Origin of the sequence: Herbaspirillum huttiense (assembly GCF_047300815.1) — a bacterium.
GTDB classification, from domain to species: Bacteria; Pseudomonadota; Gammaproteobacteria; order Burkholderiales; family Burkholderiaceae_D; genus Herbaspirillum; species Herbaspirillum huttiense_A.
The window spans coordinates 4,896,636-4,921,399 of record NZ_CP178608.1 but is presented as its reverse complement, the minus strand read 5'-3'; the positions used below and the strand labels follow the sequence as shown (position 1 = coordinate 4,921,399).

The following is a 24,764-nucleotide window of genomic DNA, read 5'->3' as shown; positions in this document are numbered from 1 at the left end:
TGTAAATGGATGTGTATCTCGCGCGCCGGCGTGGCTTACGCGCCGGTTTCGCCGGCGCGGTCTTCGGCAAATGCCGCATGGGCATAGGCCGAGGCCGTGATGGCCGCAGGAAATCCCGCATAGAAGGCCAGGTGCGTGATGGCTGCACTGAGTTCGGTCTCGGTCAAGCCGTTCTGGATGCCGCGGCGCAAATGGGCCGGCAGCTCATTGGCGTGGTTCATGGCGACAAGGCAGGCGATGGTGATCAGGCTGCGATCACGGGGAGCCAGGTCCTTGTCCTTCCAGACCTGCGAGTAGAGCGGCTCCTCGACGAAGTCGGAGAGCTTCGGGGTGAAGGGGCGCGCAGCAGCGCGGGGGCTGGTGAAGTCGATGGGGTGCATGTCTTGTCCTTGTCTGGTGGGGTGAGGGTGGGATCAGGCCTGGCTGATGAATTTGTTGGTCAGGTAGTGGCCGATTCCCTCGGTGCCGCCCTCTGATCCGTGGCCGCTTTCCTTCATGCCACCGAAGGGAAGTTCGGTCGCCACGATGCGGTACTGGTTGATGCCGATCATGCCTGCCTGCAGCCTGTCGCCCACATCGATGGCGGTGCGCGCGTCGCGTGTGAAGGCGTAGGCCGACAAGGCATAGGGAAGGCGGTTCGCCTCGGCCAGGCCATCGTCGAGCTGGTCGAAGGGGCGCAGCACGGCGATGGGGCCGAACGGCTCTTCATGCATGATGCGTGCGCTCATGGGGACCTCGGCCAGCACGGTCGGCTCGAAGAAGTAACCCGGCCGGTCCATGCGCTTGCCCCCTGCCAGCAATTTGGCGCCTTGCGCCAGGGCGTCGGCAACCAGGGCTTCCATCTTGGCCAACTGGCGCGGATTGGCCAGCGGCCCCACCTGCGTATCCGGAGCCAGGCCGTCGCCCACGACCAGCTCACGGGTCTTTGCCAGGAAGCGCTCCACAAAGCGCTCGTAAGCGTTGCGCTGGATGAGGAAGCGGGTCGAGGAAATGCAAATCTGTCCCGTGCCGCGAAAACGATTGGCGGCGCCCCCGATGGCCGCCGCATCGATATCGGCATCGTCGAAGACCAGCACCGGGCCGTGGCCGCCCAGCTCCAGGGTGATGGGCTTGACACCGGCGGCGGCGCGTTCCGAGAGCAGGCGTCCTACAGGAATGGAGCCGGTGAAGGCGACTTTCCGGATCACCGGGGATGCGATCAGGTGCGCCGAGACCATGTCGGGGACACCGAAGACGATCTGCAGGACTCCCTTGGGCAGGCCTGCATCGTCCAGGCAGCGGGCCAGGGCCAGGGCGGTCGCGGGACTCTCTTCACCGGGCTTGAGGATGACGCTGCAGCCGGCCGCCAGCGCGGCAGACAACTTGCGGGCCGGCGTGATGGCAGGAAAGTTCCAGGGCGTGAAGGCGGCAACCGGGCCAATCGGCTGACGCTTCACCAGCTGCTGGACGCCCGGGCGGTTCGAGGCAACGACGCGTCCGTCGATGCGACGGGCCTCCTCCGCGAACCATTCGAAGTAGTCCGCTGCACGCAGGACTTCGTCGACGCTTTCGCTGAGGGGCTTGCCCTCTTCCAATGTCATCAGAGTGGCAATGTGCACGGAGCGCTTGCGCATCAATTCGGCCGCACCCTTGAGGATGCGGGCGCGCTCGGCGGGCACGGTTTGGCGCCAGGTCTCGAAGGCACGATCGGCGGCCTTCAGCGCAGCATCCAGGTCGGCCGGGGTGGCCAGGGGCAGGCGTCCCAATGTTGCGCCGGTGGCCGGGTTGATCACGGCCGAGGTGTCGCGGCTACCGGCTTCCAGCCAGGCGCCGTCAATGAACAGGTGAAGCGGGTCGTACGTATACTTTTGCATGATGGTCTTCCTTGGGTGAGTTCGGTAGCATGTGCACTGACCGTGGGAAGAAGATTAAAACCATGGGCCGCTGGCGATAAGACATCGCTTCCCCACAATGGCTATGCAAGGAATGCACAAATGCAGTCAGAGAAGTTTGCGGAGTTCCTGGGCGTGTTTGCCGACGTCGCACGGGAAGGGAGTTTTTCCGGTGCCGGCCGCCGGCGCGGAAGAACGCCCTCCTCGATTGGGCGCCAGATCGATACCCTTGAGCAGTATTTGGATACGCCGCTGTTCCTGCGCTCAACGCGCCTGCTGACACTGACCGATGCCGGTGAGGCATTGCTGGTGCGTGCGCGGCAAATCCTGGACTCCCTGGAAGACGCGCAGCAGGAGCTGGCCTCGATGAAAGGGGCCGTTACCGGGACCTTGCGGGTGGCATGCTTCCCGACCTTCGGAAAGCGTTACGTCATTCCTGCCATGGGGGAGCTCGGACGCCAGTACCCGGACCTGCGGCTGGAACTGGATCTGACCGAACGCCTGGCGGACCCGGTGGCAGAACGGCTCGACCTGGTGATACGCATCGGGGACATGGCCGACAGCACCTTGATCGGTACCCGCATTGCCACCCAGACCCGCATCCTCTGCGCGAGCCCTCATTATCTTGCCAAGGCAGGTCTGCCCGCATCGATTGGCGAGCTGTGCGCGCACAGGCTGATCGACAAGATGCACGGAGCGGACCTGCTGGGATGGGCAGATGTCCTGGGCAGCAACACGCGCACGGCAAGCTCGCAAGCCGTGTTCGCCTGCGATGACTTTGAAGCCATGCGCCAGGCTGCCCGGGAGGGGCTTGGCATCGGGTATCTGCCTGATTGGGTGGTCGGTCCTGACGTCAAGGCCGGCCAACTGATCCAGCTGTTCCCCGAATGGTCAGCACAGCCATGCGCGATGACCGGGATTCACGCGCTGCGCGCATTGAGGAAGCCGCCTGCGCGTGTGACGGCATTGCTGGATCAGCTGCGCATGTATATCGGGTCGCCTGAAAGCTGGTCGCTGGGCCACGCGGGCTGCTAGCCGACCCGGTTTCATCGAAGTCCGCAACCGGCCAGAAGCTGTCAACTCAAGGCACGTCACGACTATGACTCCACTTACCATTGAAAGTCTTCCCGATCCAACTGATCCACAGGCCGTATTTGCCTTTGCGATGTCCTTTAATGGGTACGAACATTACGGCTCACTTTCCGCCAGCATGAGGGCTGCGAAGGAGCGCAAGCGGGCAACATTGACTGATGTAAGCAATGAACTATTCGCCTCTGCGCGCGCGTCGAGACCTATGCAAAATGACGGCTATTTGTCAGACTATCGCGAGTTGCTTCCAATACTCCGTACCTTGATTCTCTCAGGTACGTGAGTCCGTTATCTGTCAGCAGCAGTCGTCCGCGATGAATTGAAGTCTGGCTGAAAAATAGCTTTTGTTGTTCAAGTCGGCGTCTGAATACCCTGGCCAACAATCCGAGCTTCTTTATCCCTCCTTGAGAGACCATGACTGCATCATTCAATACGCTTTTGATATATGCCCGCAATCCCGCTGTCACCAGTGCATTCTACAAAGATCATTTTGGATTCAAGACAACCGGCGAGGTACGTGAAGGCCTCATCGAATTGAGTGCGCCAGATGCCGGTATCAATCTTCTGATTCATCAGGCGGCCAAATCTCTAAGATTTGGGCAGGCGGTAGTCAAGCTGGTATTCAGTGTTTCCGATGTTGAAAAATTCAAGGAAGAATCTGCGAAGAAAGGTCTGCATTTTGGCAGTACCCACCAGGCAAATGGGTATCAGTTCGCCAACGCGAAAGATCCTGATGGAAACTCGGTATCGATATCCAGTAGAGAGTATCGTCAGCAAATTGTTTAGAAAATGGCCGCTTTCGACCCGAAACGGACTTTCAACGCCACCGACCAATCCTGTCTATCTATCGACTCATCCAAATGGTCAGATTTTCTGTTTCTGTAATATTGACAGCTTTGTTGTCGCAATTTTTTGCCGGCATCGCCTTGGCCCAAGCGCCCAAAGGGCCCGCTGACTTTGCTTTTGCCAGAGCTGAAAGAGCATATTCAGCATGTGCGGGTAAAAAGATGTCCACGGCAGTCTGGAACACAGCCTTGTCGGTTGATGACGCCGTCAAGAAGGTGCTTGAGAATTGTGAGTCGTTGCTACTCGAAGCTCACACGGCCTATCTGCAAACGTTGCAAAACATGTCAGAGCAAGAGCGAGAGCGTAGAGCTTCCTCTTATGTGGATCATAGGCGTGAAATGGAATGGCGAGTCTCTGCGATGCTGGTATCCCAATTGCGGCATTCTTGCATCACCTTGCGTGAAACCTATGCAATGTGCAAGAAGGATTATGTCCCATGATCCCAAGCTCGATGACCTGGCCCTGATGGAAGCTTTGCGTTCGCCGGCCTTCTATGTCGGCGCTATCGGTTCGCGCGACAACAATGCGCGCCGCCGCGAACGGCTGGCTTTATTCGACCTCACTGCGGAAGATGTCGCGCGTTTGCACGGCCCGGCCGGCTTGCATATAGGCAGCAAGACGCCGGCCGAGATTGCCGTCTCGGTGATTGCCGAAATGACTGCTGTGCGTCATGGGATTGTTATTCTGTCTGCAAAAAAAAAATAGGGAAGCATCCATCACAATGATGCTGCGTATCTTGATTTTGCCGACGGATCAGGGTCAGTTGCCGTGACGCACCATTGTTTTTTTTTGTTAAGATGCCGGACCATTCCTGACATCGATCCGACTACCTATGACCTTGACTGTGAACCAAGCCGCCGGAAGTCTGCGCGTCGCCATCCGCGAAGCCACAGCAGGGCTGGTTGATCGCGAACAGCTTGCCGAACTGATGATTCTTGCTGCCGTCGCACAAGAACATCTTCTGGTGGTAGGGCCTCCAGGTACCGCAAAAAGCGCCGTAGTGCGACGTGTGGCGCAAAGTCTGGGCGGACAGTATTTTGAATATTTGCTGGGCCGCTTTACCGAGCCTTCAGAGCTGTTCGGCCCAGTCAACCTCGGCAAGTTGCGCGAAGGCCTGGTCGAAACGGATGTCGCTGGCATGTTGCCTGAGGCGGAGATCGCGTTTCTCGATGAGGTGTTCCTCGGCTCGACCGCTATTCTCAATACCTTGCTGGGCTTGTTGAACGAACGCCAATTCCGTCGCGGCCACACACGCATTGCTTGCCCATTGCGAGTTTGTGTTGGCGCCGCCAACAGCCTGCCGGAAGACGAAGGTCTGGCCGCGTTTGCCGACCGTTTTCTGCTGCACGTGTTTGTCGAACCGGTAGCCGACCATCGTTTGGAAGATCTGCTGGCCGGCGGCTGGGCGGCAGGCCAAAACAAGGTGACGGCCGCCGCTGAATTGTCCAGTCTCGATGTACTTAATCGCGCGGTGTCGAAAGTCGATTTGGACAGCGTGCACATGCCCTTGGCACAGGCGATCCGACTATTGCGTCAGGCCCATATCCCCTTGTCGGACCGGCGCATTGTCAAAGCCCAGCAACTGATCGCAGCGGCGACGGTGCTGGCAGGGCGTGAGACTGCCAGCCGTGCCGACCTGTGGCCGCTGTTGTATGTGATCCCGACGGCCGCCGGCCAACATAGCGCCCGCGAAGTCTTGCGTGAACTGCTTGCCGAAGCCAGTCATCCCTTGCTGCACGCGGTAGTGGAGCAAGTGGCCCAACAACCATTGGCGCGGCTGTCACGTCTGGCGGAAAGCGCCGATCTGCTGCTGGCCGATGGCAGCTCTGGCGATGCGCGTCCCAAGTTCGAAGCCTTGCTACGCGAGATCGATGCCAACTTTGATCCGGAACAAATGCCGCCAGAACTGGGCGAACGCCGCAAGCGTCTGGTTGCCGCCGTGAGTGGCGTGTGATGCAAGTAGTGGCATGGCAAGCGCGCACCAGTGCGCTGACGCCGGCCGGGCTGGTGGCGGCCGGCGCGTTGCTGCCGGCGCTATTGGCGCAGTTGCGACAATGCAGCGACGAGCAACTGCAAGTATTGTCGGTGGTCGCTACACGCGATTTGCTGGTGGTACTGGGCGTCAATCAGGCGCTGCCCTGGATTGACGGGGCGCGCTACTGCGCGCCTTCACCGCAAGCGCCCAACTTGTGGACGCCTACTCATCTTGAACCTTTGTTGCCGGTCGATCTGCTGCAATCGAATTTGATCGAGCGCGCCGGCAGCAGCCCGGTGCTGCTATGGCATGGGCCGGAACAAATACTGTCGCTTGCCGCTGCGCAAACGCTGACGCCGCAGTTGCTGGACTGGCTGGCAGGGCAGTTGGCATGACCCGGCTACCCGCACCACTGGAGCCATGGGCAGCCTGGCTGACGCTGTTTGCGCCAGACTTGATCCCTGCTGTCGGTGAGCTCTTGCTGCGTCTGCAGCCTTTGATCGGCAAGCTCAGCACCGCCACTCCGGTACGTGGCATTGAACCGGCCGGCATCGGCAATATTGTCCGCCGCGGCAATTATGAGCGCCTGCTGATGACCGAGTGGGTCTATGCGGATGCCGAGCCGGACGAGTTCATTCGTCGCGCCGGTAATGGCGAATTATTATTCAACGGTCCGGAGCCGGCGCTGCACCAGCGCTCCTTGCGCAGCGTTGCTTTGTTCGACGCCGGACTGGCACAGCTGGGGGAGCCGCGCTTGGCGCAGATGGCCTTGTTTATCCTGCTGGCGCGCCGTGCAGAACAAGCCGACGCGCAATTCAGTTGGGGCATTCTGCAGCAACCGGGAATCCTGCATGACGATACCGGTCTAGGTGGCATCCGTAAATTGCTGAAGTCGCGCAGCTTGCTGGCGCCGCCGGCCGATGCGCGCGAACAATGGCAAGCAGTGTTCGATGCAGAACAGACCGATTGCTGGTTTGTCGGTGGTGGTGAAGCGCCGCTGCCAATCGTCAACCGTATCCTTATCCGGCGCGCCTTGAGCGGCAACTTTTTGCAGGTCAGCTTGCAGCAGCGGCACGATCATCGCGCGCTGCAGCTGGAGCTGCCCGACACGCCAACGGCGGTGCGTCTGCTGCGGGCACCGTTCACGCCGGCTGCGCCACTGGGTGTTTTTCATCATCGCGGCAGCCGGCCGTCGCGCGCCCAGGCGCCGCGTTTTTCCAGTGGCGGCAACTGGCTTTGCGTGGCGCAAGTCGGCGGCGGCGCGATCGTCTACAACGTACCGCAATCGGCACAATCCAAACCGGGCAAGCATCGCGTCCAGGCCGCGCCGACCAGTGGCGCTATCCTTGCCGCAGGCGTCTTCAAACCGAATTTGTCTTTCATCACGTCGGTGGACGGCAAGCTGGATTTTCACGGCTTTCCCGGGCCGCTGTTCTCAGGTCAGCGGACCATGTGCGAGCGGCCACCGCAGGATGATTTTCATGCGCCGCCGGGCATGGCGCGCTGGCTGCCGACGTTTTATCTGCTCTCACGCGACCACGCTCATCCGAGCGAAGATGTAGTCGTGCTTGATACCAAAAAACGGCTGGTGTGCTGGCGTGCAGATAAACGCATGAAAAATCAGGCCAATTCTGAGCCGCAATTTCTCCACATCGCCAACGATGTGATCGGTATTCAGCAGGTCAACAACATTTTATTCTTTGCCTCAGCCGATGGCGATGGCATCGATTTATATACCTGGAGCAGTCAACATGTCGTACCGCTTAAGCAAGGGCGACTTGAGCAAGCCGGAAGGCAACTGCTATATGGCGGAAGCAAAGAGCGGCATCGAAATTACAACTTCGGCCTGATGGCAATTCAACGGAGCACCACCAGTTGGTCACTGGGTAAGTCCGGTGTTGGTGAAACGATAGAAGTCGAAGAGGGCGTGACCGTGCTCGGAGTTGTTTTGAGCAAGAAACATGCACAAGCCGGGTTGGTGGTTCTACATCCCGCAAAGCGGCGGATAGAGTTGCGCGTCGGCCAAGCACGCCATGAGCTGGCTGCTACGGCCGAGCCCATCCAGCATGCCTGCATGGACGTTGCCAGTAGCCGGATTGCGTGGATTACAGCAAAAACCAGCACCGTCGTCGTGCGTGCCATTGACGACGATCAGCCGCTGCTGCAAATTTCCCACGATGGAGGTCTGGATGAGTCATAAAATCCGGCGCCCGCTGTATGAGGGCATGCAGATGGTGCATGCGCTGTGGTTTGACCTGGCCCTTCTCGGTGAGACTGAAGCCCGGCGCCGGGTGTTGAAGCATTGGACGCCGGGCGCGCGGCTGCATCTGGTGCAAGACGGTTATTTGCTGATGCTGGCGGCACCCCGCTACGGCCATTGTGCGATGTTGGACGGCCTGCCTTTGTGTGAGCAGTCAGGTATTCTCAGCAGCGCGCCACTTGCGCCGGATGAACGCGCCGCGACGCCCACCACCAGTATCTGGCTGGTACGTGCGGCACAAGTACAACTGATCAGTCTGGTTACAGCGCCACGTATCAATCCCGCAGCCTGGTTGGATCTCAGCGCGATTACCTTGCATGTGCCGTTGCTGCCGCCGCGAGGTGAGGCGGTTGGTGTGGAGCCGCTGACGGTGACGCCGGTGCGCAGCATCTTCGCTGGCGCGATCCCTTCGCCCAGTGCCCAACGTGAGGACTTTTTTAAGCGCGTGGAGCAGGTGCAGCGCAAGGGACTCAACAGAATGCCGGGGACCGCCGTGGCGCAAGCTACGGTTGGGCTGGCGGCTATGCTGCTGGGAGGCATCCCGTTGATCCTGCGCAAGCTACTCGGTGGTGGCTCCCAACAGACTGTGCGGCAGGAGCAAACATCACCGCGCTCCACAAACGCAGCAGGGGCATCGACACTGGCGCAGCTTCTGCGCGCCATGGCGGAAAAACTGGCGATCATCACGCGTGCCTCAAAAGTTATTGGTTGGCGTCAGGCAGCCTATCTGCGCAAGATGATGGAATTGCTGGAAAAAGGTGATATGCAGGAAGCTCTGCGCTATGCCATCCCCCTCGATGCATTGTCGAAAGTCAGTCGACCAGCTTTTGGTACGCCGCGTCCGCGTGCAGGCCTGGATATCACCGGCCCGCAGTCGGTGAGTAACGCCATCGGTCTGGGCGCCGAGCTGGAAAATTATTTACGCAATAAATACCGTAGCACCTTCGAACGCCTGGACCGGGAAGGCAATATCGACGAAGCCACCTTTGTGCTGGCCGAATTGCTCAAATGTGGTGGCGAAGCGGTCGACTATCTTGAGCGCAAAGGTCGCATCAAGCAAGCTGCGCAACTGGCCGAAACGATGGAGCTGGCGCCTGAGATTGCGGTACGACTGTGGTGCCTGGAAGGCAACATTGAGCGGGCGCTGCAACTGGCTCAACTCGGGCAGGCGTTTGCTGCCGCGGTGCAGTTGCTGGAGCGCCGCCAGAGTCCCCAGGCAGCCACGCTGCGGCTGCTGTGGGCGCAGGATCTTGCCTTGCGCGCTCACCTGAGCGAAGCCGCTGAAGTCATCTGGCCGCTTGCCGATCAGCGTGACCAGGCATTGACTTGGCTGTTGCAGGCGGAGCGTGCCGGCGGCACGATGGGCTTGCGTGCACTGCTTAAAAAGCTGACCCTGTTGCCGGACAGCCTGGCCAGCAGTGAGAGCAGCATCCTGCAGTTGCTCGCCGATCAGAGTGAGCCGGGTGCACAACAGCGTGCCCGCTTGGGAAGGGAATTGAAGACCATGGCGCAGCATTCGTTTGCTACCAGGCGTCTGGCTGCAGAACTGATACGGCCATTGCTGGCGGACCGGATGACGGGGCGCAATAGCTTCGACCAAAAGTCGTTCGCGCAACTGTTGAAGCTATCCGAGGACCATGTATTGAAAGCGGATTTGCCGCCGCTCAACATTTCCAACGCGGAGCCGCCACAAACGCTAGGGGCGCGTAGACAGACATTGCCTGTGCATCTGACAGAGCGTGGTCTGCTGCCGATACACGATGCCCGTTGTTTGTCAGATGGTCACTATCTGCTTGCACTGGGCGAGGCGGGCGTTGTTCGCATCGACCGCTATGGCCGCCAACTGATGCAATTCCCCGTTCCGGCAACACGCCTGGTCATTGCCGCAGGAGGGCAACGCGCGCTGGCCCTGGCGCCCCGTGACCGCATGTGGCGAGTCAGTCGGATCGACCTGCTGGCAGGCAAGGTAGCGGATTGGATCGTGCAGCCACTGCGTTTCTGGGCGGATGATTATGATGGCTTGATCTGGAATGCGGTGATCGACAATCGACTGGTCGCCATTGACACCAGCAAGGAGCAATTGGCGGTGAGTTGGCAAGTCGCAGACTTGCCGGGACAGATTTTTGCCTTTCAAGAAGAGTCGGGCACGCAAACACTGTTGCTATCCGGCGCTGACGAAATACAGCAATGGCGTTATCAATTGCCTTCGCGCCGACTCCTGCAACGTGACAGCTTCCCTCGTCCGGGTGAGCAGGTTTGGCAGTTATTACCGAACAGCACCCGCGACACGCCGACGGTGCTTCGACTTCCGTCGAACGCGCCTTTTTCGCCGTTGTTGGTGCACAGCCGTGATATCTCCGCTTCGGTAGAGTGTTGATTTGCTCGCAGATTTGACCCTCTCCATTTGACCCACCTTCCATTGCCTGCTGAAGGCAGCCACCCGGTCATACGACCCCTCGTATCCCAGCTCTCTTAAGTCCAGGAACATCTGTTTCAGGGTCCTTCTTTGCTTCCGAGATTTGACCGCCTCTGCGCTGAGCCAAGCGGAGAGCCTGGCGGTGAAGTCATCGAGCGAGCTTGGCGAACGCCTTGCTGGATAAGCAGGTTCGCTGACATCGGATCGGATGTAGCGGCGAACTGTGTTGCGGGATATGTCGAGCCTGCGGGCGATTTCCCGAATTGAGATGCGGTCTCTGATGTACCAGCGTCGAATAATTCCAAGTAGGGCCACGTCTATCACTCCGTTCTCCCGCTCGCTGTCATGAGCAGGATTGTGGTCTAAACATGGGTCAACTTTGGATGCAAATTTCCTGGGAAATGGAGTGAACCCCTCGGGCTGGACCAAGGTTGGTCGAGAAACTAAGCCGCTTGCCGAGCAAGTTGTGCTTCGAACTGGTTAGGTGATTGATAGCCCAGCGCCGAGTGCATACGCCGTTCGTTGTAAATCTCTTCGATGAAGTATGGCAGTCTCGCTGCCACGTCGTCGAATTTCTCATATCCGGCCAGATAAACCTCTTCGACCTTAAGCGTCTTCATGAAGCTTTCCGCCTGGGCGTTGTGATATGGATTGGCTGGAGCACTCATCGATCCTATCAGACCAAATTCCTCCAAAGAATCCCGGTATAAGGCACTGGCATATTGGCACCCACGATCCGTATGGTGAATGCAGGTGCCGGGCGCCGGCTTGCGAATTCTGTAGGCGGCCGTCAGCGCGGCCAGGGCCAAAGGCGTGTCTATCCGCTTAGATAAAGCGTAGCCGATTACCTTGCGGCTGCAAGCATCCAAAACAACGGCCAGGTAGATAAAGCCGGATGCTATTCGGATGTAGGTGATATCGGCAATCCAGACACGATCTGGCTCCGTTGGAATGATGTTCTGATAGTGATTAGGAAAGACGGCGACGTCGGTTTCAGTGCCGGCCGCCGGCTTGAACCTGCGCCGATGATGGCCGTATACCTCATGCTCACGCATGATCCTGGCTACGCGCTTGTGATTGACCACATGCCCGCGTGCCCTCAATTCCAACGTGATTCGACGATAGCCATAGCCCGGGAATACATCGTGGATGTCTTCTATCAGATGGGCCAGCTCAGCATCACCGAGTACGGCAGTAGCCGGCCTGGGCTGATAATAGTAGGTGCTACGCGGCAGATCGATCATTTGGCATCCTCGTCGGATGGAGCAGGCTTGGGGCCGCTGATGATCGATGAGTTCTCGCTGTTGCTGACGAGTCGTAGCCGTGGCGTTTTTTTGAGGAGATCCAACTCCATCGTCAGCTGGCCTACCTTCCGTTCCAACGCGGCAATATGTGCTTCGTACTCTGCAACCGTCGACGCAGCAGCATCTTCTGCATCCAGCTCACCGCGATCAAACTGCCCTAGCCACATCTGCATGAGATTGGCCGACAAGTTATGAGTCTTGAGCGCCTCGCGTCGCCCTATCTTGCCGCTGCGAATATCGCTGCATATCTGTATCTTGAATTGCGGGCTGTGCCGCCGATATGGACCTCGTGATGCCATGATGTCGCTCCTCCTGAGAAGGCTCGACAAGCGTATCACTTCATCTCCTAGCCTTGGTCCAGCCCGAGGGTTCACTCCAAAAGTGGGTCAGTTTTCAATGCAAATCAACAGTCACGGCCGGCATCGGCGGCACCATCTTCTTCACCATTTGTTCGGGGCTCGCCATTCTGTTCCTGGCAAAGGTGAATGACAAACTCCAGCAAGTCCGGTCAGCTCTTCGTTATCTCAGCCAAATCCTGATGTTGATGGGATTGGCAGGCGTGTTGGTATTTTGGGGAATGATCTTTTCTGCGATCGTTCTGCTTGTGAATCGATGAAGGTGGCTGGTATCAGTGAGGAATTGGCGCTGGTCGCTGGATTACGCGAGATTGAATCGTCCAGAGTCTCAATCCACCTATACCGATAAAGACCATCTGAACGGGAAATCTGATGTCATGAAAAAGCAAGAACCGGATCCCTCTGCCTATCAGTACGTTATTTCGCTTCGGATTTGGCATCCGGCTATGCCTCACGAAGAGATTTCAAAAACGATAGGGCGCACGCCCCGTCGCAGTTGGACTGTGGGGAGTCCTCGCTTCTCCATTCATGGAAAGCCTTTGGGCGGCGTCCATGATTTTTCCTACTGGAGCGAAAGACTGACAAAAGAAACAGTGCTCTCCGATTCCATTTTGGTAGAAGAGGAGACCACGCGGCAAATCGAATTGCTTTCCGAACTCGCTTCTTTTTTCAGGAAGGTTCGCGCAGAAGGAGGAAGGGCCGAATTGTTTGTCGGGCTCTTCAGTGATTTCAATATTGTCGTTGAGCTTGAACCTGCATTGATGGGACGCCTTGCCGAAGCAAGCCTGGGAATCTGCATCGATTACTATCCTTATAAAAAAGATGAGAATCAAGGCTGACCGGATCAAGTTCATTGTTCGCAATCGGCCAGAGACACCGTAATGGCAGTTCATCTGTGCATTGTTCCTCGCAGCGCAATTGGAAATTGCCTCCGAGCCCAAGCACACACTGTTGACCACATAAAAAAATGAACCCGGAGACCCCCATGCCCCCTTCCTCCCCCGCGCTGTCCGCGGCCACCGACCGTCATCAGGTCGATTCCTCCTATGCCGTGCTGCGCCTGTGCATCACCCTGGTCCTCATGATCGTGGGCGCCAGCGGCATGTACGTGATGGCGGTGGTGCTGCCGGCGGTGCAGGCGCATTTCCAGGTAGATCGCGGACTGGCCTCCATGCCCTATACCCTCACCATGCTGGGCGTGGGCGTCGGCGGCCTCTTCATGGGTCGCATGGCCGACCGCTACGGCATCATGCGCCCGCTGCTGCTGGGCGGGGCCTGCCTGGGCGCAGGCTTCATCGCGGCCGCGCTGGCACCCAACATCTGGTGCTTCATGGCCGCCCATTGCCTGCTGATCGGCTTGCTGGGCACCGCCTGTACCTTCTCGCCGCTGGTGGCCGATACCTCGCTGTGGTTCCGCAAGCGGCGCGGCATCGCCGTCGCGGTCTGCGCCAGCGGCAACTACCTGGGCGGCGCACTGTGGCCGCCCATCATCCAGCACTTCGTCGACAGCGTCGGCTGGCAGCACACCTACATCGGCATGGGCATCGCCTGCAGCCTCATCATGTGCAGCCTGGCCCTGCTCATGCGCGCCCGGCCGCCGCTGCAGGACAGCGGACCGGCCAGCCCCCGCGCCGGCGGCGGCCCGCGCCCCTTCGGCCTGGCACCGGGCTCCGCCCAGCTGCTTCTGTGCGTGGCCGGTGTCGCCTGTTGCGTGGCCATGGCCATGCCCCAGGTCCACATCGTGGCCTACTGCGGCGACCTCGGCTACGGCCCGGCGCGCGGCGCCCAGATGCTCTCGCTGATGCTGGCCTGTGGGGTGGTCAGCCGCCTGGTCTCCGGGGCCATCTGCGACCGCATCGGCGGCCTGCGCACGCTACTGCTGGGCTCGACCCTGCAGGGCCTGTCGCTGCTGCTGTTCATCCCCTTCGACAGCCTGGCCTCGCTCTACCTCATCTCGGCCCTGTTCGGGTTGTTCCAGGGCGGCATCGTGCCGTCCTACGCCATCATCGTGCGCGAATACTTCCCGGCTGCCGAAGCCGGCCAGCGCGTGGGCGCGGTCATCATGGCCACCATGTTCGGCATGGCGCTGGGCGGCTGGATGTCGGGCAAGATCTTCGACCTTACCGGCAACTACCATGCCGCCTTCGCCAACGGCATCGCCTGGAACCTGCTGAACCTGGCCGTGGCGCTGCTGCTCCTGACCCGCGTGCGCGGCATGCGCCTGCGGGCCGCCTGAGGGAATAGGGCGCAAGCGCGCAACGGCAGATGCGGCCGTGGTTGGCAGCGTAGCGGGTTTCAGCTACGCTGCCGGGTCAACCTTCAATGCCGATTATTCGCCGTTTATTTCTGATTGCGCCATGTTCATCCTTTTCCTCAAGGCGGTCGTGCTGATTCCGGTCACGCTCTTGCCCATCCTCAATCCCCTGGGCATCGCGCCGGTCTTCGCCAACCTGCTGGGCAACGTCAGCCGCAGCACCGAAAAGCGCATCGCGCGCCAGGTCGCCATCAATTGCTGGTTCATGCTGGTGGCGGCCATCTTCATCGGCTCGCACGTGCTGACCTTCTTCGGCATCTCGCTGCCCATCGTGCGCGTGGGCGGCGGCTTGCTGGTGGCGGTCTCCGGCTGGAAGCTGCTCAACGACAACAGCCAGGACAGCTCCATCCCCACGCAAGTGGCCAAGTCCTATGACGAAGACCTGCCCGACGACGAAATCAAGGCACGCAGCTTCTATCCGATGAGCTTCCCCCTGACCGTCGGCCCTGGCACCATCGCCGCTTCCATCACGTTAGGCGCCAATACGCCGACCCGCCTGCTGGATTGGGTCATCTCGGTCGGCAGTGCCGCCCTGGGCGCAGCGCTCACGGCGCTGGTGATCTTCCTTTGCTACAACTATGCGCACAAGCTGGTGTTGCTGATGGGGCGCCTGGGCACCATGGTGGTGCTGCGCCTGTCGGCCTTCATCCTGCTGTGTATCGGGATCCAGATCTTCTGGTCGGGGATGTCGGCGCTGCTGGCCGAGGCGGGGATCAGCGGCGTGGCGCCGTGACGGGAACGAAGTAATTTCAGTAAATCTGAAGCGGGATAGTTAGTTGCAATATGGAAATAACTGACTATTTCAGCCAGCCCAGCTCATCCAGTGCATCCTGCACCAGCTCCAGCCGCAACAAGGGATTGTCCAGCGCCAGCAGGCTCTGCTTGAGGTTCACGGAGATGGGCATCATCTCGGCCCAGCGGTTGGCCACCCAGCCGCAATCGTCCAGCCGGTAAGGCGCGGCGATGGGCACTTCGCTATCCGGCAGGCCCTGGCGCAATACCGATTGCAGCAGGTTGTCCAGCGCCTGCGAGGTATTGCGCAGCTCTTCAGGAATCGTCACCGCACGGTCCGCTTCCATCATCTCTACCTGCGCCGTCCATAGTCCATGTTTCTGCTGCTCGGCCTGCACGATGCGGAAACGCTCGCTGCCCAGGCAGGCGATGCGCATGAGGCCGGGGGAGGGCGTGCTCCATTCCTGGATGCGCGCCAGCGTGCCCACGCCGACGAAGCGTTCGCTCTGGCCGGGCCGCCGCACTTCCGATCCTTCCGTCAGGGCCACCACGCCGAAGCTGCTGCCCTCGGCGATGCACTTGCCGATCATGTCCAGATAACGCACCTCGAAGATCTGCAGCGGCAGCCGCCCTTCCGGGAAGAGCGTGCTGGCCAGCGGAAACAGCGGGATGGTTTGGGCCGAGATCGGCGGGCGCGGGGTAGCGGGGGCGGCGGGCATGGTCACTCCTGGCAGCGGTCACTCACGAACGCAGAGCATACCGGTTCTCGGCCACGCATTCATAGCGCTGCACGATGTAGCCGTTGTCGTCCACGCTTTCCAGATAGACGTCGAACTGCCACAGCCGCGCCATGTGGCGCAGCACCTCGTTGGTGCTGTCGCCGAGCGAACGGCCGTCACTGCGGAAGTGGCGCAGCGTGAGGCTGCGGTTGCCGCGCGTGTTGACCGACCAGACCTGGATGTTGGGTTCGCGGTGGTTGATGTCGTACTGCCGGGACAGCGCCTGGCGCACGTACTGGAAGCCGCGCTCGTTGTGGATGGCCGAGACCTCGATCTCGCTGCGCGCCTCGTCATCGAGCACGGCGAACATGCGCATGTCGCGCATGAGCTTGGGCGAGAGATATTGGGCGATGAAGCTCTCGTCCTTGTAGTTGCGCATCACGTATTGCAGGGTGTCGAGCCAGTTGCTCCCGGCGATGTCGGGGAACCACTCGCGGTCCTCATTGGTGGGGTTCTCGCAGATGCGGCGGATGTCGCTCATCATCGAGAAGCCCAGTGCATACGGATTGATGCCGTTGTAATACGGCTTGGTGATGGGCGGCTGGAACACCACATTGCTGTGCGAATGCAGGAATTCCATCATGAAGCCATCGGTCAGCCGGCCCTGGTCATACAGCGTATTCAACAGCGTGTAATGCCAGAAGGTGGCCCAGCCTTCGTTCATCACCTGGGTCTGGCGCTGGGGATAGAAATACTGCCCGACCTTGCGCACGATGCGGATTACCTCGCGTTCCCAGGGCTCCAGCAGGGGCGCGTTCTTCTCGGCGAAATACAGCAGGTTCTCCTGTGGTTCGGAGGGAAAGCGGCCTTCCACGGCGGCGGCGGCCGTTTCCTTCTTGGCCGGCAGGGTGCGCCACAGTTCGTTGACCTGCGACTGCATGTAGGCCTCGCGCTCGCGCTGGCGCGCCTTCTCCTGCGCCAGCGACAGGCGTTGCGGACGCTTGTAGCGGTCCACCCCGTAGTTCATCAGCGCATGGCAGGAGTCCAGCAATTCTTCCACGCGTTCGAAGCCGTGGCGTTCTTCGCACTCGGCAATGTAATTGCGGGCATACACCAGGTAATCGATGATGGCGCTGGCGTCGGTCCACAACTGGAACAGGTAATTGCCCTTGAAGAAGGAGTTGTGGCCATAGGCCGCATGCGCGATGACCAGGGCCTGCATGGTCATCGTGTTCTCTTCCATCAGGTAGGCGATGCAGGGATCGGAATTGATCACGATCTCATAGGCCAGGCCCATCTGCCCGCGTTTGTAGTCGCGTTCGGTCAGCATGAAATGCTTGCCGTAGGACCAGTGGCGATAGTTGACCGGCATGCCGTGCGAGGCATAGGCATCCATCATCTGTTCGGCCGAGATGATCTCCAGCTGGATGGGATAGATGTCCAGCTCGTACCCCTTGGCCACGCGTGCGATTTCCTCGTTGTAGCGTTCGATGAGATCAAAGCTCCAGTCCGAGGGGCAAGGCAGCGGGTCATGCTTGAAGCGGCTGTTCATGCGTGCACCTGCTTTTCAAAGAGTTCGCGGAAGACCGGGTAGATCTCGGCGGCCGATTGCACCTTCTTCATGGCGAAGTGCGGATGCGATTCGATCAGCTGCATGTACTCGGTCCACAGGTTCTGTTCCGGCTCGGCCACCTGGATGTAGGCGAAGTAGCGCGTCAGCGGCAGGATGGATGACTCCAGCAGTTCACGGCACTTGGGGGAATCATCGTTCCAGTTGTCGCCATCCGAGGCTTGCGCGCCATAGATGTTCCACTCGCTGGGCGAGTAGCGCTTGGTGATGATGTCGTGCATCAGCTCCAGCGCGCTGGAGACCACCGTGCCGCCGCTTTCCTGCGAATGGAAGAAGGTGTTTTCATCCACTTCATCGGCGCGGGTGTGATGGCGGATGAAGACCACTTCGATGTGTTCGTAATTGCGCGTCAGGAAGAGATACAGCAGGATGAAGAAGCGCTTCGACAGATCCTTGCGCTGCTCATCCATCGAACCCGATACGTCCATCACGCAGAACATCACGGCGCGGCTGGAGGGCTGCGGCTGGCGCACTCTGTTCACATAGCGCAGGTCGAAGGGGTCGATGAAGGGGATGCGCAGGATGCGGGCGCGCAAATGCTTCACTTCCTCCTCCAGCAGCGGGATGTCGGCGCTGTGCTCCTCGGGTTTGCGCTTCATCTCGGCCAGCGTTTCTTCGGCCACGTCGAGCTGGCGCTGCAGCGGTCCGCCCAGGGCGATGCGGCGGCCCAGCGAGGAACGCAGCGAACGCACCACGTCGATGTTGTTGGGCGAACCGTCCACCGAATAACCGGCGCGCTGGTTCTTCCAGTTCGGTACCTGGAGCAGGTTGGTTTCCACCAGGCGCGGCAGTTCCAGGTCCTCGAAGAAGTAATGCATGAATTCTTCGCGGGTCAGTTCGAAGGTGAAATCGTCCTGTCCTTCGCCGTCGTTGCTGGCGCTGCTGCCGCCACCGCCGCCGCTGCCGCCGTTCTGGCGCGGGATGCGGTCACCCTGCAGGTAATCCTGGTTGCCCGGATGCACGGCTTCGCGCTTGCCGCCCTTGCCGTGATGGAAGAAGGGCTCCGAGACATCCTTGCGCGGGATGCTGATGCTCTTCGATTTTTCGAGATCGGTGATGCTGCGGTCGCGCACGGCGTCCGCCACCGAACGTTGGATATGCCCCTTGAAGCGCCGCAGGAAGCGCTCCCTGTTGGCGATGCTCTTGTTCTTGCCAGCCAGCCTGCGGTCGATGATCTGATGCAGCACTCGGTTCTCCTGCTAGTGGTCGGCGGTGCGCCAGGCGCACGGCGCCGAAGGGTCGCCGCGCGCATCGCCACGCGCTCTGCGGGCGATGCGCAACAGCGGCGCTTACGAGGACTTGCGCACGCGCAGGTACCATTCGCACAGCAGGCGCACCTGCTTGGGCGTGTATCCCTTGCTGACCATGCGATTGACGAAGTCTTCGTGTTTCTGCATTTCCTCGGTGGAGCCCTTGGCGTTGAAGGAAATCACCGGCAGCAGGTCTTCGGTGTTGGAGAACATCTTCTTCTCGATCACCACGCGCAGTTTTTCGTAACTGGTCCACAGCGGATTCTTGCCACCGTTGTTGACCCGCGCACGCAGCACGAAGTTGACGATCTCGTTGCGGAAGTCCTTGGGGTTGCTGATGCCGGCCGGCTTCTCGATCTTTTCCAGTTCCGCATTCAGGGCCGCACGGTCGAAGCTCTCGCCGGTATCGTGATCGCGGTATTCCTGGTCCTGGATCCAGAAGTCGGCATAGGTCACGTAACGGTCGAAGACGTTCTGGCCATATTCCGAATACGACTCCAGGTAGGCCGTCTGGATTTCCTTGCCGATGAATTCGGCGTAGCGCGAGGCCAGCGTGTCTTTCACGAAGGAGAGATATTTCTGCTCGGTCTCCTGCGGGAATTGTTCGCGCTCGATCTGCTGTTCCAGCACGTACATCAGGTGCACCGGATTGGCCGCTACCTCGGTGGTATCAAAGTTGAACACCCGCGACAGAATCTTGAAGGCGAAGCGCGTGGAGATGCCGTTCATGCCTTCATCCACCCCGGCATAGTCGCGGTACTCCTGGTAGGACTTGGCCTTGGGGTCGGTGTCCTTGAGGTTCTCGCCGTCATAGACCTGCATCTTGGAGAAGAGGCTGGAATTTTCCGGTTCCTTCAGGCGCGTGAGCACCGAGAACTGCGCCATCATCTTCAGCGTGCCGGGCGCGCAAGTGGCCTTGCCCAGCGAAGAGCTGCGGATCAGCTTTTCGTAGATCTTGATTTCTTCCGAGACGCGCAGGCAGTACGGCACCTTGACGATGAAGATACGGTCCAGCAGCGCTTCATTGTTCTTGTTGTTGCGGAAGGCCTTCCATTCCGATTCGTTGGAGTGGGCCAGGATGACGCCGTCGAAGGGGATCGCACCGAAACCTTCGGTGCCCTTGAAGTTGCCTTCCTGGGTGGCCGTCAACAGCGGGTGCAGCACCTTGATGGGGGCCTTGAACATTTCCACGAATTCCAGCAGGCCCTGGTTGGACAGGCACAGGCCGCCCGAGTAGCTGTAAGCGTCGGCATCGTCCTGCGAATATTGTTCCAGCTTGCGGATGTCGACCTTGCCGACCAGGGTGGAAATGTCCTGGTTGTTTTCATCGCCCGGCTCGGTCTTGGAAATGCCGATCTGGCGCAGGATGGACGGATAGCGCTTGACCACACGGAACTGGCGGATGTCGCCGTTGTACTCGTGCAGGCGCTTGACCGCCCAGGGGCTCAGGATGGGTTTGAGATAGCGGCGCGGGATGCCGTATTGCTCTTCGAGGATGGGGCCGTCTTCGTCGTAATCGAACAGGCCCAGCGGGGATTCATTGACCGGCGAACCCTTGATGGAATAGAAGGGCACCTGCTCCATCAACTGCTTCAGGCGTTCGGCAATGGAGGACTTGCCGCCACCGACCGGGCCCAGCAGATAGAGGATCTGCTTCTTCTCTTCCAGGCCTTGCGCGGCATGGCGGAAATACGAAACAACCTGCTCGATCACTTCTTCCGCGCCATAGAACTCCTTGAAGGCGGGATAGACCTTGATGACCTTGTTGGCGAAGATGCGCGAGAGGCGCGGATCTTCCCGGGTGTCGACCTTCTCCGGTTCGCCGATGGCCATCAGCATCCGTTCGGCAGCCGATGCATAGACTGCCGGGTCGTTCTTGCAAAGATTCAGATACTCTTCAAGCGATAATTCTTCTTCTCTGGTCTTGTCGAACCGGCTTGCAAAGCTGCTGTAGATATCCATACCACCTCCGTCGCTCTCAAAAAAGTACGAAACAGATTCATATGTCTGGACTTGCCATCTGCGGTTATCGAAGAACGCGTCGGTGACTCTGCACTGCGTCATTGCCGGTGTGTTCTTTGAAAGCCGTAGCTTCTACAGCGTGATGCGGAGATCTTTTCAGATCCTGCAGTTCATTCTATTCCTTTTTTTGCTTCTGCTTGATGATCCCTATGGTGCAGATTCATTCAGCAGGCGCTGGATTTTTTTGCGCTTTCCCGCGCATCGGGGTGAAGCGTTGATCCCCTTGCGTGCGCTGGGACATTCGCAGCTTCATTCACATCATGCTCTTTCAATGTGCGGATTGCTTCAGCGGTTGACCTCACGGTGCGCTATTTTCGCGCAACGCGCCATCGTGAAAACCCTGATAGCCGGCGGGAGGGAACAGGCGGACAATGCCTTTCGGGCGGTTGCGCGGGCCAGCGGCTGCGGCCTGGCGATGCTGCCGATCTCCTCCTGCCGGTGCAATTCCTGGGTGTCTGGGCGCCGGTCTCTTTGCTTCATCTCCCCTTATAGCTGGAATCGTGCCAGGCATGTTTGTCATCTTGCAGGGCGCAGCTGGCATGACGCATCTTTTTTGTAACAGGACGATTGTGCTGCGCCTCTGTTGCTGATCTGCCTCATCCGCCTCCCATGGGCCAGCCCGGCGTACCGATGTCCAGCGCCACTGAAAAAATGCTTTAGATGATTTACGGATTTGTTCATGCGCGGGCCGCATGGGGTGTCTGCGTTTTCTGCATGCCTTGACGCCATCAGGTGAAGGCTTGGGCTGAATTCGGGGTGATGTCCTGCAAGCAACTTCATATCGCCTTTTTGCCGGCCGGCTGGGGGCAGGTAGCGGCCGATTTTGGCCAAATGCGGCAATTCCGCCACGCCTTGAACCCAAACTCGGCTGTTGAGCGGCCGGGGAGGGCGCAAAGGCGCATAAGTCATTGACAGCCAAGGGGAAAATGCAGTCTAATTCAGGGTTCACCATCTGAAGAATTGCGCGCGGTGCCGACGCAGTGCTGTTTCAGTTGTCCCCCGGTCGATTACCCAGTGATCACACCGGGAGGCGGCAGAGGCCAACAGAGTTAATGGTGTCAGCGATGCAGGGTTGCCGGCTCAGACAGGCGGCAGGGCATCGGTGATGCGGAACAGGCACACCGAAAGCGGTTCCAGAATTCCGATTTATTTTTGCTGTTTGCTCCAAGGCAGCCCAACTTAGCGAGTCCAACATGAAACGTACTTACCAACCTTCCGTCGTGCGTCGCAAGCGTACCCATGGTTTCCGTGCCCGTATGGCCACCCGTGGCGGCCGTGCCGTGATCAACGCCCGTCGCGCCAAGGGCCGCAAGCGTCTGGCTGCAGTTTAAGCCGGGGCTTTGCGCTGCCGTTTCGTGTGACGGACGTCCGTACACCGCTTCCAGCACGTCAAGCAGGCGACTTCCCACGCGATCGGCGAATCGTTAAAACGGATGAGTTTTCATCCGTTTTTCGTTTGCGCCCCGTGTATCGTACCGAGCATTTCGTGTTGTACGCACGCCGCAACAGCCTGCCGCAAGCCCGTCTGGGCGTGGTGGCGGCCAAGCGGCTGGCACCCCGTGCGGTCACCCGCAACACGATCAAGCGGGCCACGCGCGAGCTGTTTCGCCAGGCTGAACTGCCTGCCGTGGACTGCATCGTGCGCCTCTCGCGCCCGGTCAATACCAGGAAGGATCCTGCCCGCAGTGCGTCCGTGAAGGCCACGCTGCGCGCCGAACTGATGCAATTGTTCGCCTTCCTCCCGAGCGCCCCCGCGTTCGCCAGGAAATAGCCAGGAAAACAGGAAGTGATGAAGACCCCTCTGCTCCTGCTGTTACGTGCCTACAAGCTGGGAGTGAGCCCTTTCCTGGGGCAGAATTGCCGTTTCTATCCCAGTTGTTCCGACTACGCTGCCGAGGCGGTGCGTCTGCATGGCGCGCTCAAGGGCAGTGTCCTGGCCGGCAAGCGCCTCTGCAAATGCCATCCCTGGCATGCCGGCGGCCTGGACTTCGTGCCCGGCTCGGCCGAGGCGCAAGCCCATGCCCAGGCGCAGGCGAACAGCCCGTCTTCTTCCGTCGTTCCCGATTCCCCGACCTCTGCGCTGCCGTCTTCGGTAGCGCGGCTGTCTCCCCCTGTGGCCGCTGACGGTTGCAGCCACTCCTGAACTCATCAATACGCATATGGATATCAAACGTACCGTCCTGTGGGTTGTATTCTCCTTCTCCCTGCTGCTGCTGTGGGATGGCTGGATGCGCCATAACGGACATCAGTCGATGTTCTTCCCGTCGGCCACCCCGACTCAGGAGCAAGCCGCCGCCAATCCGGCCGCGCCCACCGCCAGCCCGACCGGTTCGCCCGTGCCGCAGGCTGGCACGCCGGCAGCGGCACCTGGCGCTGTCCCCGGTGCTGAGGTGGCTGCCGCCACCAAGGGCGAAACCATCACCATCACCACCGACCTGGTCAAGGCCAGCATCGATACCGTGGGCGGTGAGCTGAAGCGCCTGGAACTGCTGAAGCAACCCGACGTGGTCGATCCGACCAAGAACGTCGTGCTGTTCGATTCCGAACCCGGCCACATGTACCTGGCGGAGTCGGGCCTGATCGGCGGTCCCTTCCCCAACCACAAGACCATCTTCACCGCCCAGCCCGGCGCCCGTGCGCTGGACAACGGCAATGAAGTGCAGCTGGTGCTGGTGGCCGAGCAGGGCGGCGTGAAGCTGACCAAGACCTACACCTTCAAGCGCGACAGCTACCTGATCGACGTCAAGCACACCGTGACCAACACCACCGGTGCGGCGATCAATCCTTCGCTGTACCTGCAGCTGGTGCGCGACGGCAACAAGCCGGGCGGCGAATCGCACTTCTACAGCACCTTCACCGGTCCTGCCGTCTACAGCAGCACCGAGCACTTCGAAAAGCTGGACTTCGAGAAGATCGCCAACGGCAAGCAGCAGCACGTCAACAAGGCGGACAATGGCTGGATCGCCATGGTGCAGCACTACTTCGTCTCGGCCTTCATCCCGCCGCAGAACGCGCAGCGCGACATCTTCAGCAAGAAGGTCGGCGACAACCTGTACGCGGTCGGTTCCATCCTGCCGCTGGGCAGCGTGGCCCCGAACGCCAGCGTGACCATGGACAGCCAGCTGTATTCCGGCCCCACCGTCTCCAAGACCCTGCAGGCGATTGCCCCGGGCCTGGACCTGGTGCGTGACTATGGCCACCTGACCGTGATCGCCGAGCCGATCTTCTGGCTGATGACCCACATCCACAATCTGGTGGGCAACTGGGGCTGGACCATCATCCTGCTGACCGTGCTGATCAAGCTGGTGTTCTTCCCGCTGTCGGCCGCAAGCTATCGCAGCATGGCCAAGATGAAGGCGGTCTCGCCCAAGATGCAAGCCATCCGCGAACGCCACAAGGGTGATCCGCAGGCCATGAACCGCGAGATGATGGCGCTCTACAAGACCGAGAAGATCAATCCGCTGGGTGGCTGCCTGCCCATCGTGATCCAGATCCCGGTGTTCATTGCGCTGTACTCGGTGCTGCTGGCCTCGGTGGAAATGCGCGGCGCGCCGTGGCTGGGCTGGGTGCATGACCTGACCGCCCCGGACCGCCTGTTCGGCACCATCCCTTACTTCAACATGCCCATCGGTTTGCTGCCGATCATCATGGCCGCTTCGATGTTCCTGCAGACCAAGCTGAACCCGACGCCGCCGGATCCGGTCCAGGCCAAGGTGATGATGTTCATGCCGCTGGTGTTCTCGTTCATGTTCTTCTTCTTCCCGTCCGGCCTGGTGCTGTACTGGGTGACGAACAACATCCTGTCGATCGCGCAGCAATGGGTGATCACCCGCAACATCGAGAGCGGCAAGACCAAGTAAGCCGGTTCTTGCAGGCCATCAAAGGAAAAACCCGTGGAATCCACGGGTTTTTTTTCGGTCGTAGAACGCAAGCAGGGTTAACATGGCTTGACGCCGGTGCTCCGAGGGGGATGCAGCGGC

Annotated in this window: 24 protein-coding genes and 1 pseudogene; 16 read left to right on the top strand and 9 right to left on the bottom strand. The window is 59.9% G+C overall.

Features of this window, described 5'->3' with window-relative positions; translation table 11 throughout:
* Nucleotides 1–35 precede the first annotated feature (35 nt).
* The gene (locus ACLRDN_RS22540) at nucleotides 36–380 is read right to left on the bottom strand and encodes a carboxymuconolactone decarboxylase family protein (protein WP_413458081.1); all 345 of its coding nucleotides are present in this window, start codon (nucleotides 378–380) and stop codon (nucleotides 36–38) included.
* 33 nt (nucleotides 381–413) lie between these two features.
* Nucleotides 414–1,853 (bottom strand): NAD-dependent succinate-semialdehyde dehydrogenase, encoded by a 1,440-nt coding sequence (locus ACLRDN_RS22535; protein WP_413458080.1) that lies wholly within the window; start codon nucleotides 1,851–1,853, stop codon nucleotides 414–416.
* Nucleotides 1,854–1,973: 120 nt separating this feature from the next.
* On the opposite strand from ACLRDN_RS22535, the gene ACLRDN_RS22530 reads away from it, so the two are divergent.
* The 8 genes and pseudogenes from ACLRDN_RS22530 to ACLRDN_RS22495 all read left to right on the top strand — a co-directional run bounded on the left by ACLRDN_RS22530 (nucleotide 1,974) and on the right by ACLRDN_RS22495 (nucleotide 10,418).
* Nucleotides 1,974–2,906, top strand: a complete 933-nt coding sequence (locus ACLRDN_RS22530; RefSeq protein WP_413458079.1) for a LysR substrate-binding domain-containing protein — start codon at nucleotides 1,974–1,976, stop codon at nucleotides 2,904–2,906.
* A gap of 468 nt (nucleotides 2,907–3,374) precedes the next feature.
* Nucleotides 3,375–3,746 carry a VOC family protein gene (locus tag ACLRDN_RS22525; RefSeq protein WP_413458078.1) on the top strand — a complete coding sequence of 124 codons (372 nt, stop codon included), beginning with the start codon at nucleotides 3,375–3,377 and terminating at the stop codon, nucleotides 3,744–3,746.
* Between the two features lie 74 nt (nucleotides 3,747–3,820).
* Nucleotides 3,821–4,246, top strand: a complete 426-nt coding sequence (locus tag ACLRDN_RS22520; protein ID WP_413458077.1) for a hypothetical protein — start codon at nucleotides 3,821–3,823, stop codon at nucleotides 4,244–4,246.
* Nucleotides 4,236–4,511 (top strand): annotated as a pseudogene (locus ACLRDN_RS22515) (XdhC family protein); the annotation flags it as partial. The gene ACLRDN_RS22520 and the pseudogene ACLRDN_RS22515, both read left to right, overlap by 11 nt.
* Nucleotides 4,512–4,638: 127 nt before the next feature.
* The gene (locus tag ACLRDN_RS22510; RefSeq protein WP_034336441.1) at nucleotides 4,639–5,760 is read left to right on the top strand and encodes an AAA family ATPase; all 1,122 of its coding nucleotides are present in this window, start codon (nucleotides 4,639–4,641) and stop codon (nucleotides 5,758–5,760) included.
* The gene (locus ACLRDN_RS22505) at nucleotides 5,760–6,176 is read left to right on the top strand and encodes a hypothetical protein (protein WP_034336438.1); all 417 of its coding nucleotides are present in this window, start codon (nucleotides 5,760–5,762) and stop codon (nucleotides 6,174–6,176) included. Before ACLRDN_RS22510 ends, ACLRDN_RS22505 begins: the two co-directional genes overlap by 1 nt.
* Nucleotides 6,173–7,981: a hypothetical protein gene (locus ACLRDN_RS22500; RefSeq protein WP_413458076.1), complete on the top strand. Its 1,809-nt coding sequence runs from the start codon at nucleotides 6,173–6,175 to the stop codon at nucleotides 7,979–7,981. Before ACLRDN_RS22505 ends, ACLRDN_RS22500 begins: the two co-directional genes overlap by 4 nt.
* Entirely contained in the window at nucleotides 7,971–10,418 is a 2,448-nt protein-coding gene (locus tag ACLRDN_RS22495) for a bpX6 domain-containing protein (protein WP_413458075.1), read from the top strand. Before ACLRDN_RS22500 ends, ACLRDN_RS22495 begins: the two co-directional genes overlap by 11 nt.
* Here the strand turns inward: ACLRDN_RS22495 and ACLRDN_RS22490 are convergent.
* The 3 genes from ACLRDN_RS22490 to ACLRDN_RS22480 all read right to left on the bottom strand — a co-directional run bounded on the left by ACLRDN_RS22490 (nucleotide 10,308) and on the right by ACLRDN_RS22480 (nucleotide 12,060).
* Nucleotides 10,308–10,772, bottom strand: a complete 465-nt coding sequence (locus ACLRDN_RS22490) for a winged helix-turn-helix transcriptional regulator (RefSeq protein ID WP_413460437.1) — start codon at nucleotides 10,770–10,772, stop codon at nucleotides 10,308–10,310. The two genes, ACLRDN_RS22495 and ACLRDN_RS22490, sit on opposite strands and share 111 nt — an antisense overlap.
* 128 nt (nucleotides 10,773–10,900) lie before the next feature.
* Nucleotides 10,901–11,719 carry an IS3 family transposase gene (locus tag ACLRDN_RS22485; protein ID WP_413460389.1) on the bottom strand — a complete coding sequence of 273 codons (819 nt, stop codon included), beginning with the start codon at nucleotides 11,717–11,719 and terminating at the stop codon, nucleotides 10,901–10,903.
* Nucleotides 11,698–12,060: a transposase gene (locus ACLRDN_RS22480; protein ID WP_209568292.1), complete on the bottom strand. Its 363-nt coding sequence runs from the start codon at nucleotides 12,058–12,060 to the stop codon at nucleotides 11,698–11,700. The genes ACLRDN_RS22485 and ACLRDN_RS22480 overlap by 22 nt, the downstream gene beginning before the upstream one ends.
* A gap of 434 nt (nucleotides 12,061–12,494) precedes the next feature.
* Here ACLRDN_RS22480 and ACLRDN_RS22475 point away from each other — a divergent pair, with 434 nt between their 5' ends.
* The 3 genes from ACLRDN_RS22475 to ACLRDN_RS22465 all read left to right on the top strand — a co-directional run bounded on the left by ACLRDN_RS22475 (nucleotide 12,495) and on the right by ACLRDN_RS22465 (nucleotide 15,164).
* On the top strand, nucleotides 12,495–12,956 hold the full coding sequence (locus ACLRDN_RS22475; protein ID WP_413458074.1) for a hypothetical protein: 462 nt from the start codon (nucleotides 12,495–12,497) through the stop codon (nucleotides 12,954–12,956).
* Nucleotides 12,957–13,102: 146 nt separating this feature from the next.
* On the top strand, nucleotides 13,103–14,353 hold the full coding sequence (locus tag ACLRDN_RS22470) for an MFS transporter (RefSeq protein ID WP_413458073.1): 1,251 nt from the start codon (nucleotides 13,103–13,105) through the stop codon (nucleotides 14,351–14,353).
* 121 nt (nucleotides 14,354–14,474) lie between these two features.
* Nucleotides 14,475–15,164, top strand: coding sequence for a MarC family protein (locus tag ACLRDN_RS22465; protein ID WP_413458072.1), 690 nt, complete (start codon nucleotides 14,475–14,477; stop codon nucleotides 15,162–15,164).
* 64 nt (nucleotides 15,165–15,228) lie between these two features.
* Here ACLRDN_RS22465 and ACLRDN_RS22460 read toward each other — a convergent pair whose 3' ends face one another.
* The 4 genes from ACLRDN_RS22460 to ACLRDN_RS22445 all read right to left on the bottom strand — a co-directional run bounded on the left by ACLRDN_RS22460 (nucleotide 15,229) and on the right by ACLRDN_RS22445 (nucleotide 20,724).
* On the bottom strand, nucleotides 15,229–15,882 hold the full coding sequence (locus ACLRDN_RS22460; protein ID WP_039783570.1) for an LON peptidase substrate-binding domain-containing protein: 654 nt from the start codon (nucleotides 15,880–15,882) through the stop codon (nucleotides 15,229–15,231).
* A 22-nt stretch (nucleotides 15,883–15,904) separates the two neighbouring features.
* Nucleotides 15,905–17,434 carry a SpoVR family protein gene (locus ACLRDN_RS22455; RefSeq protein ID WP_413458071.1) on the bottom strand — a complete coding sequence of 510 codons (1,530 nt, stop codon included), beginning with the start codon at nucleotides 17,432–17,434 and terminating at the stop codon, nucleotides 15,905–15,907.
* The gene (locus ACLRDN_RS22450; RefSeq protein WP_034336397.1) at nucleotides 17,431–18,699 is read right to left on the bottom strand and encodes a YeaH/YhbH family protein; all 1,269 of its coding nucleotides are present in this window, start codon (nucleotides 18,697–18,699) and stop codon (nucleotides 17,431–17,433) included. The genes ACLRDN_RS22455 and ACLRDN_RS22450 overlap by 4 nt, the downstream gene beginning before the upstream one ends.
* Before the next feature lie 102 nt (nucleotides 18,700–18,801).
* A complete protein-coding gene (locus tag ACLRDN_RS22445) occupies nucleotides 18,802–20,724 on the bottom strand; it encodes a PrkA family serine protein kinase (protein ID WP_013236263.1) in 1,923 nt (640 codons plus the stop codon).
* An 82-nt stretch (nucleotides 20,725–20,806) separates the two neighbouring features.
* Here ACLRDN_RS22445 and ACLRDN_RS22440 point away from each other — a divergent pair, with 82 nt between their 5' ends.
* The 5 genes from ACLRDN_RS22440 (at nucleotide 20,807) to yidC (ending at nucleotide 24,644) form a co-directional block, all read left to right on the top strand.
* The gene (locus ACLRDN_RS22440; protein ID WP_413458070.1) at nucleotides 20,807–21,343 is read left to right on the top strand and encodes a hypothetical protein; all 537 of its coding nucleotides are present in this window, start codon (nucleotides 20,807–20,809) and stop codon (nucleotides 21,341–21,343) included.
* Between the two features lie 634 nt (nucleotides 21,344–21,977).
* On the top strand, nucleotides 21,978–22,115 hold the full coding sequence (gene rpmH, locus ACLRDN_RS22435) for a 50S ribosomal protein L34 (RefSeq protein ID WP_006461360.1): 138 nt from the start codon (nucleotides 21,978–21,980) through the stop codon (nucleotides 22,113–22,115).
* Nucleotides 22,116–22,141: 26 nt separating this feature from the next.
* Complete coding sequence (gene rnpA / locus ACLRDN_RS22430; protein ID WP_088755113.1) at nucleotides 22,142–22,555, top strand: ribonuclease P protein component; 414 nt, start codon at nucleotides 22,142–22,144, stop codon at nucleotides 22,553–22,555.
* Between the two features lie 18 nt (nucleotides 22,556–22,573).
* On the top strand, nucleotides 22,574–22,927 hold the full coding sequence (gene yidD, locus ACLRDN_RS22425) for a membrane protein insertion efficiency factor YidD (protein WP_413458069.1): 354 nt from the start codon (nucleotides 22,574–22,576) through the stop codon (nucleotides 22,925–22,927).
* Nucleotides 22,928–22,943: 16 nt separating this feature from the next.
* A complete protein-coding gene (gene yidC, locus ACLRDN_RS22420; protein WP_413458068.1) occupies nucleotides 22,944–24,644 on the top strand; it encodes a membrane protein insertase YidC in 1,701 nt (566 codons plus the stop codon).
* Nucleotides 24,645–24,764 lie beyond the last annotated feature (120 nt).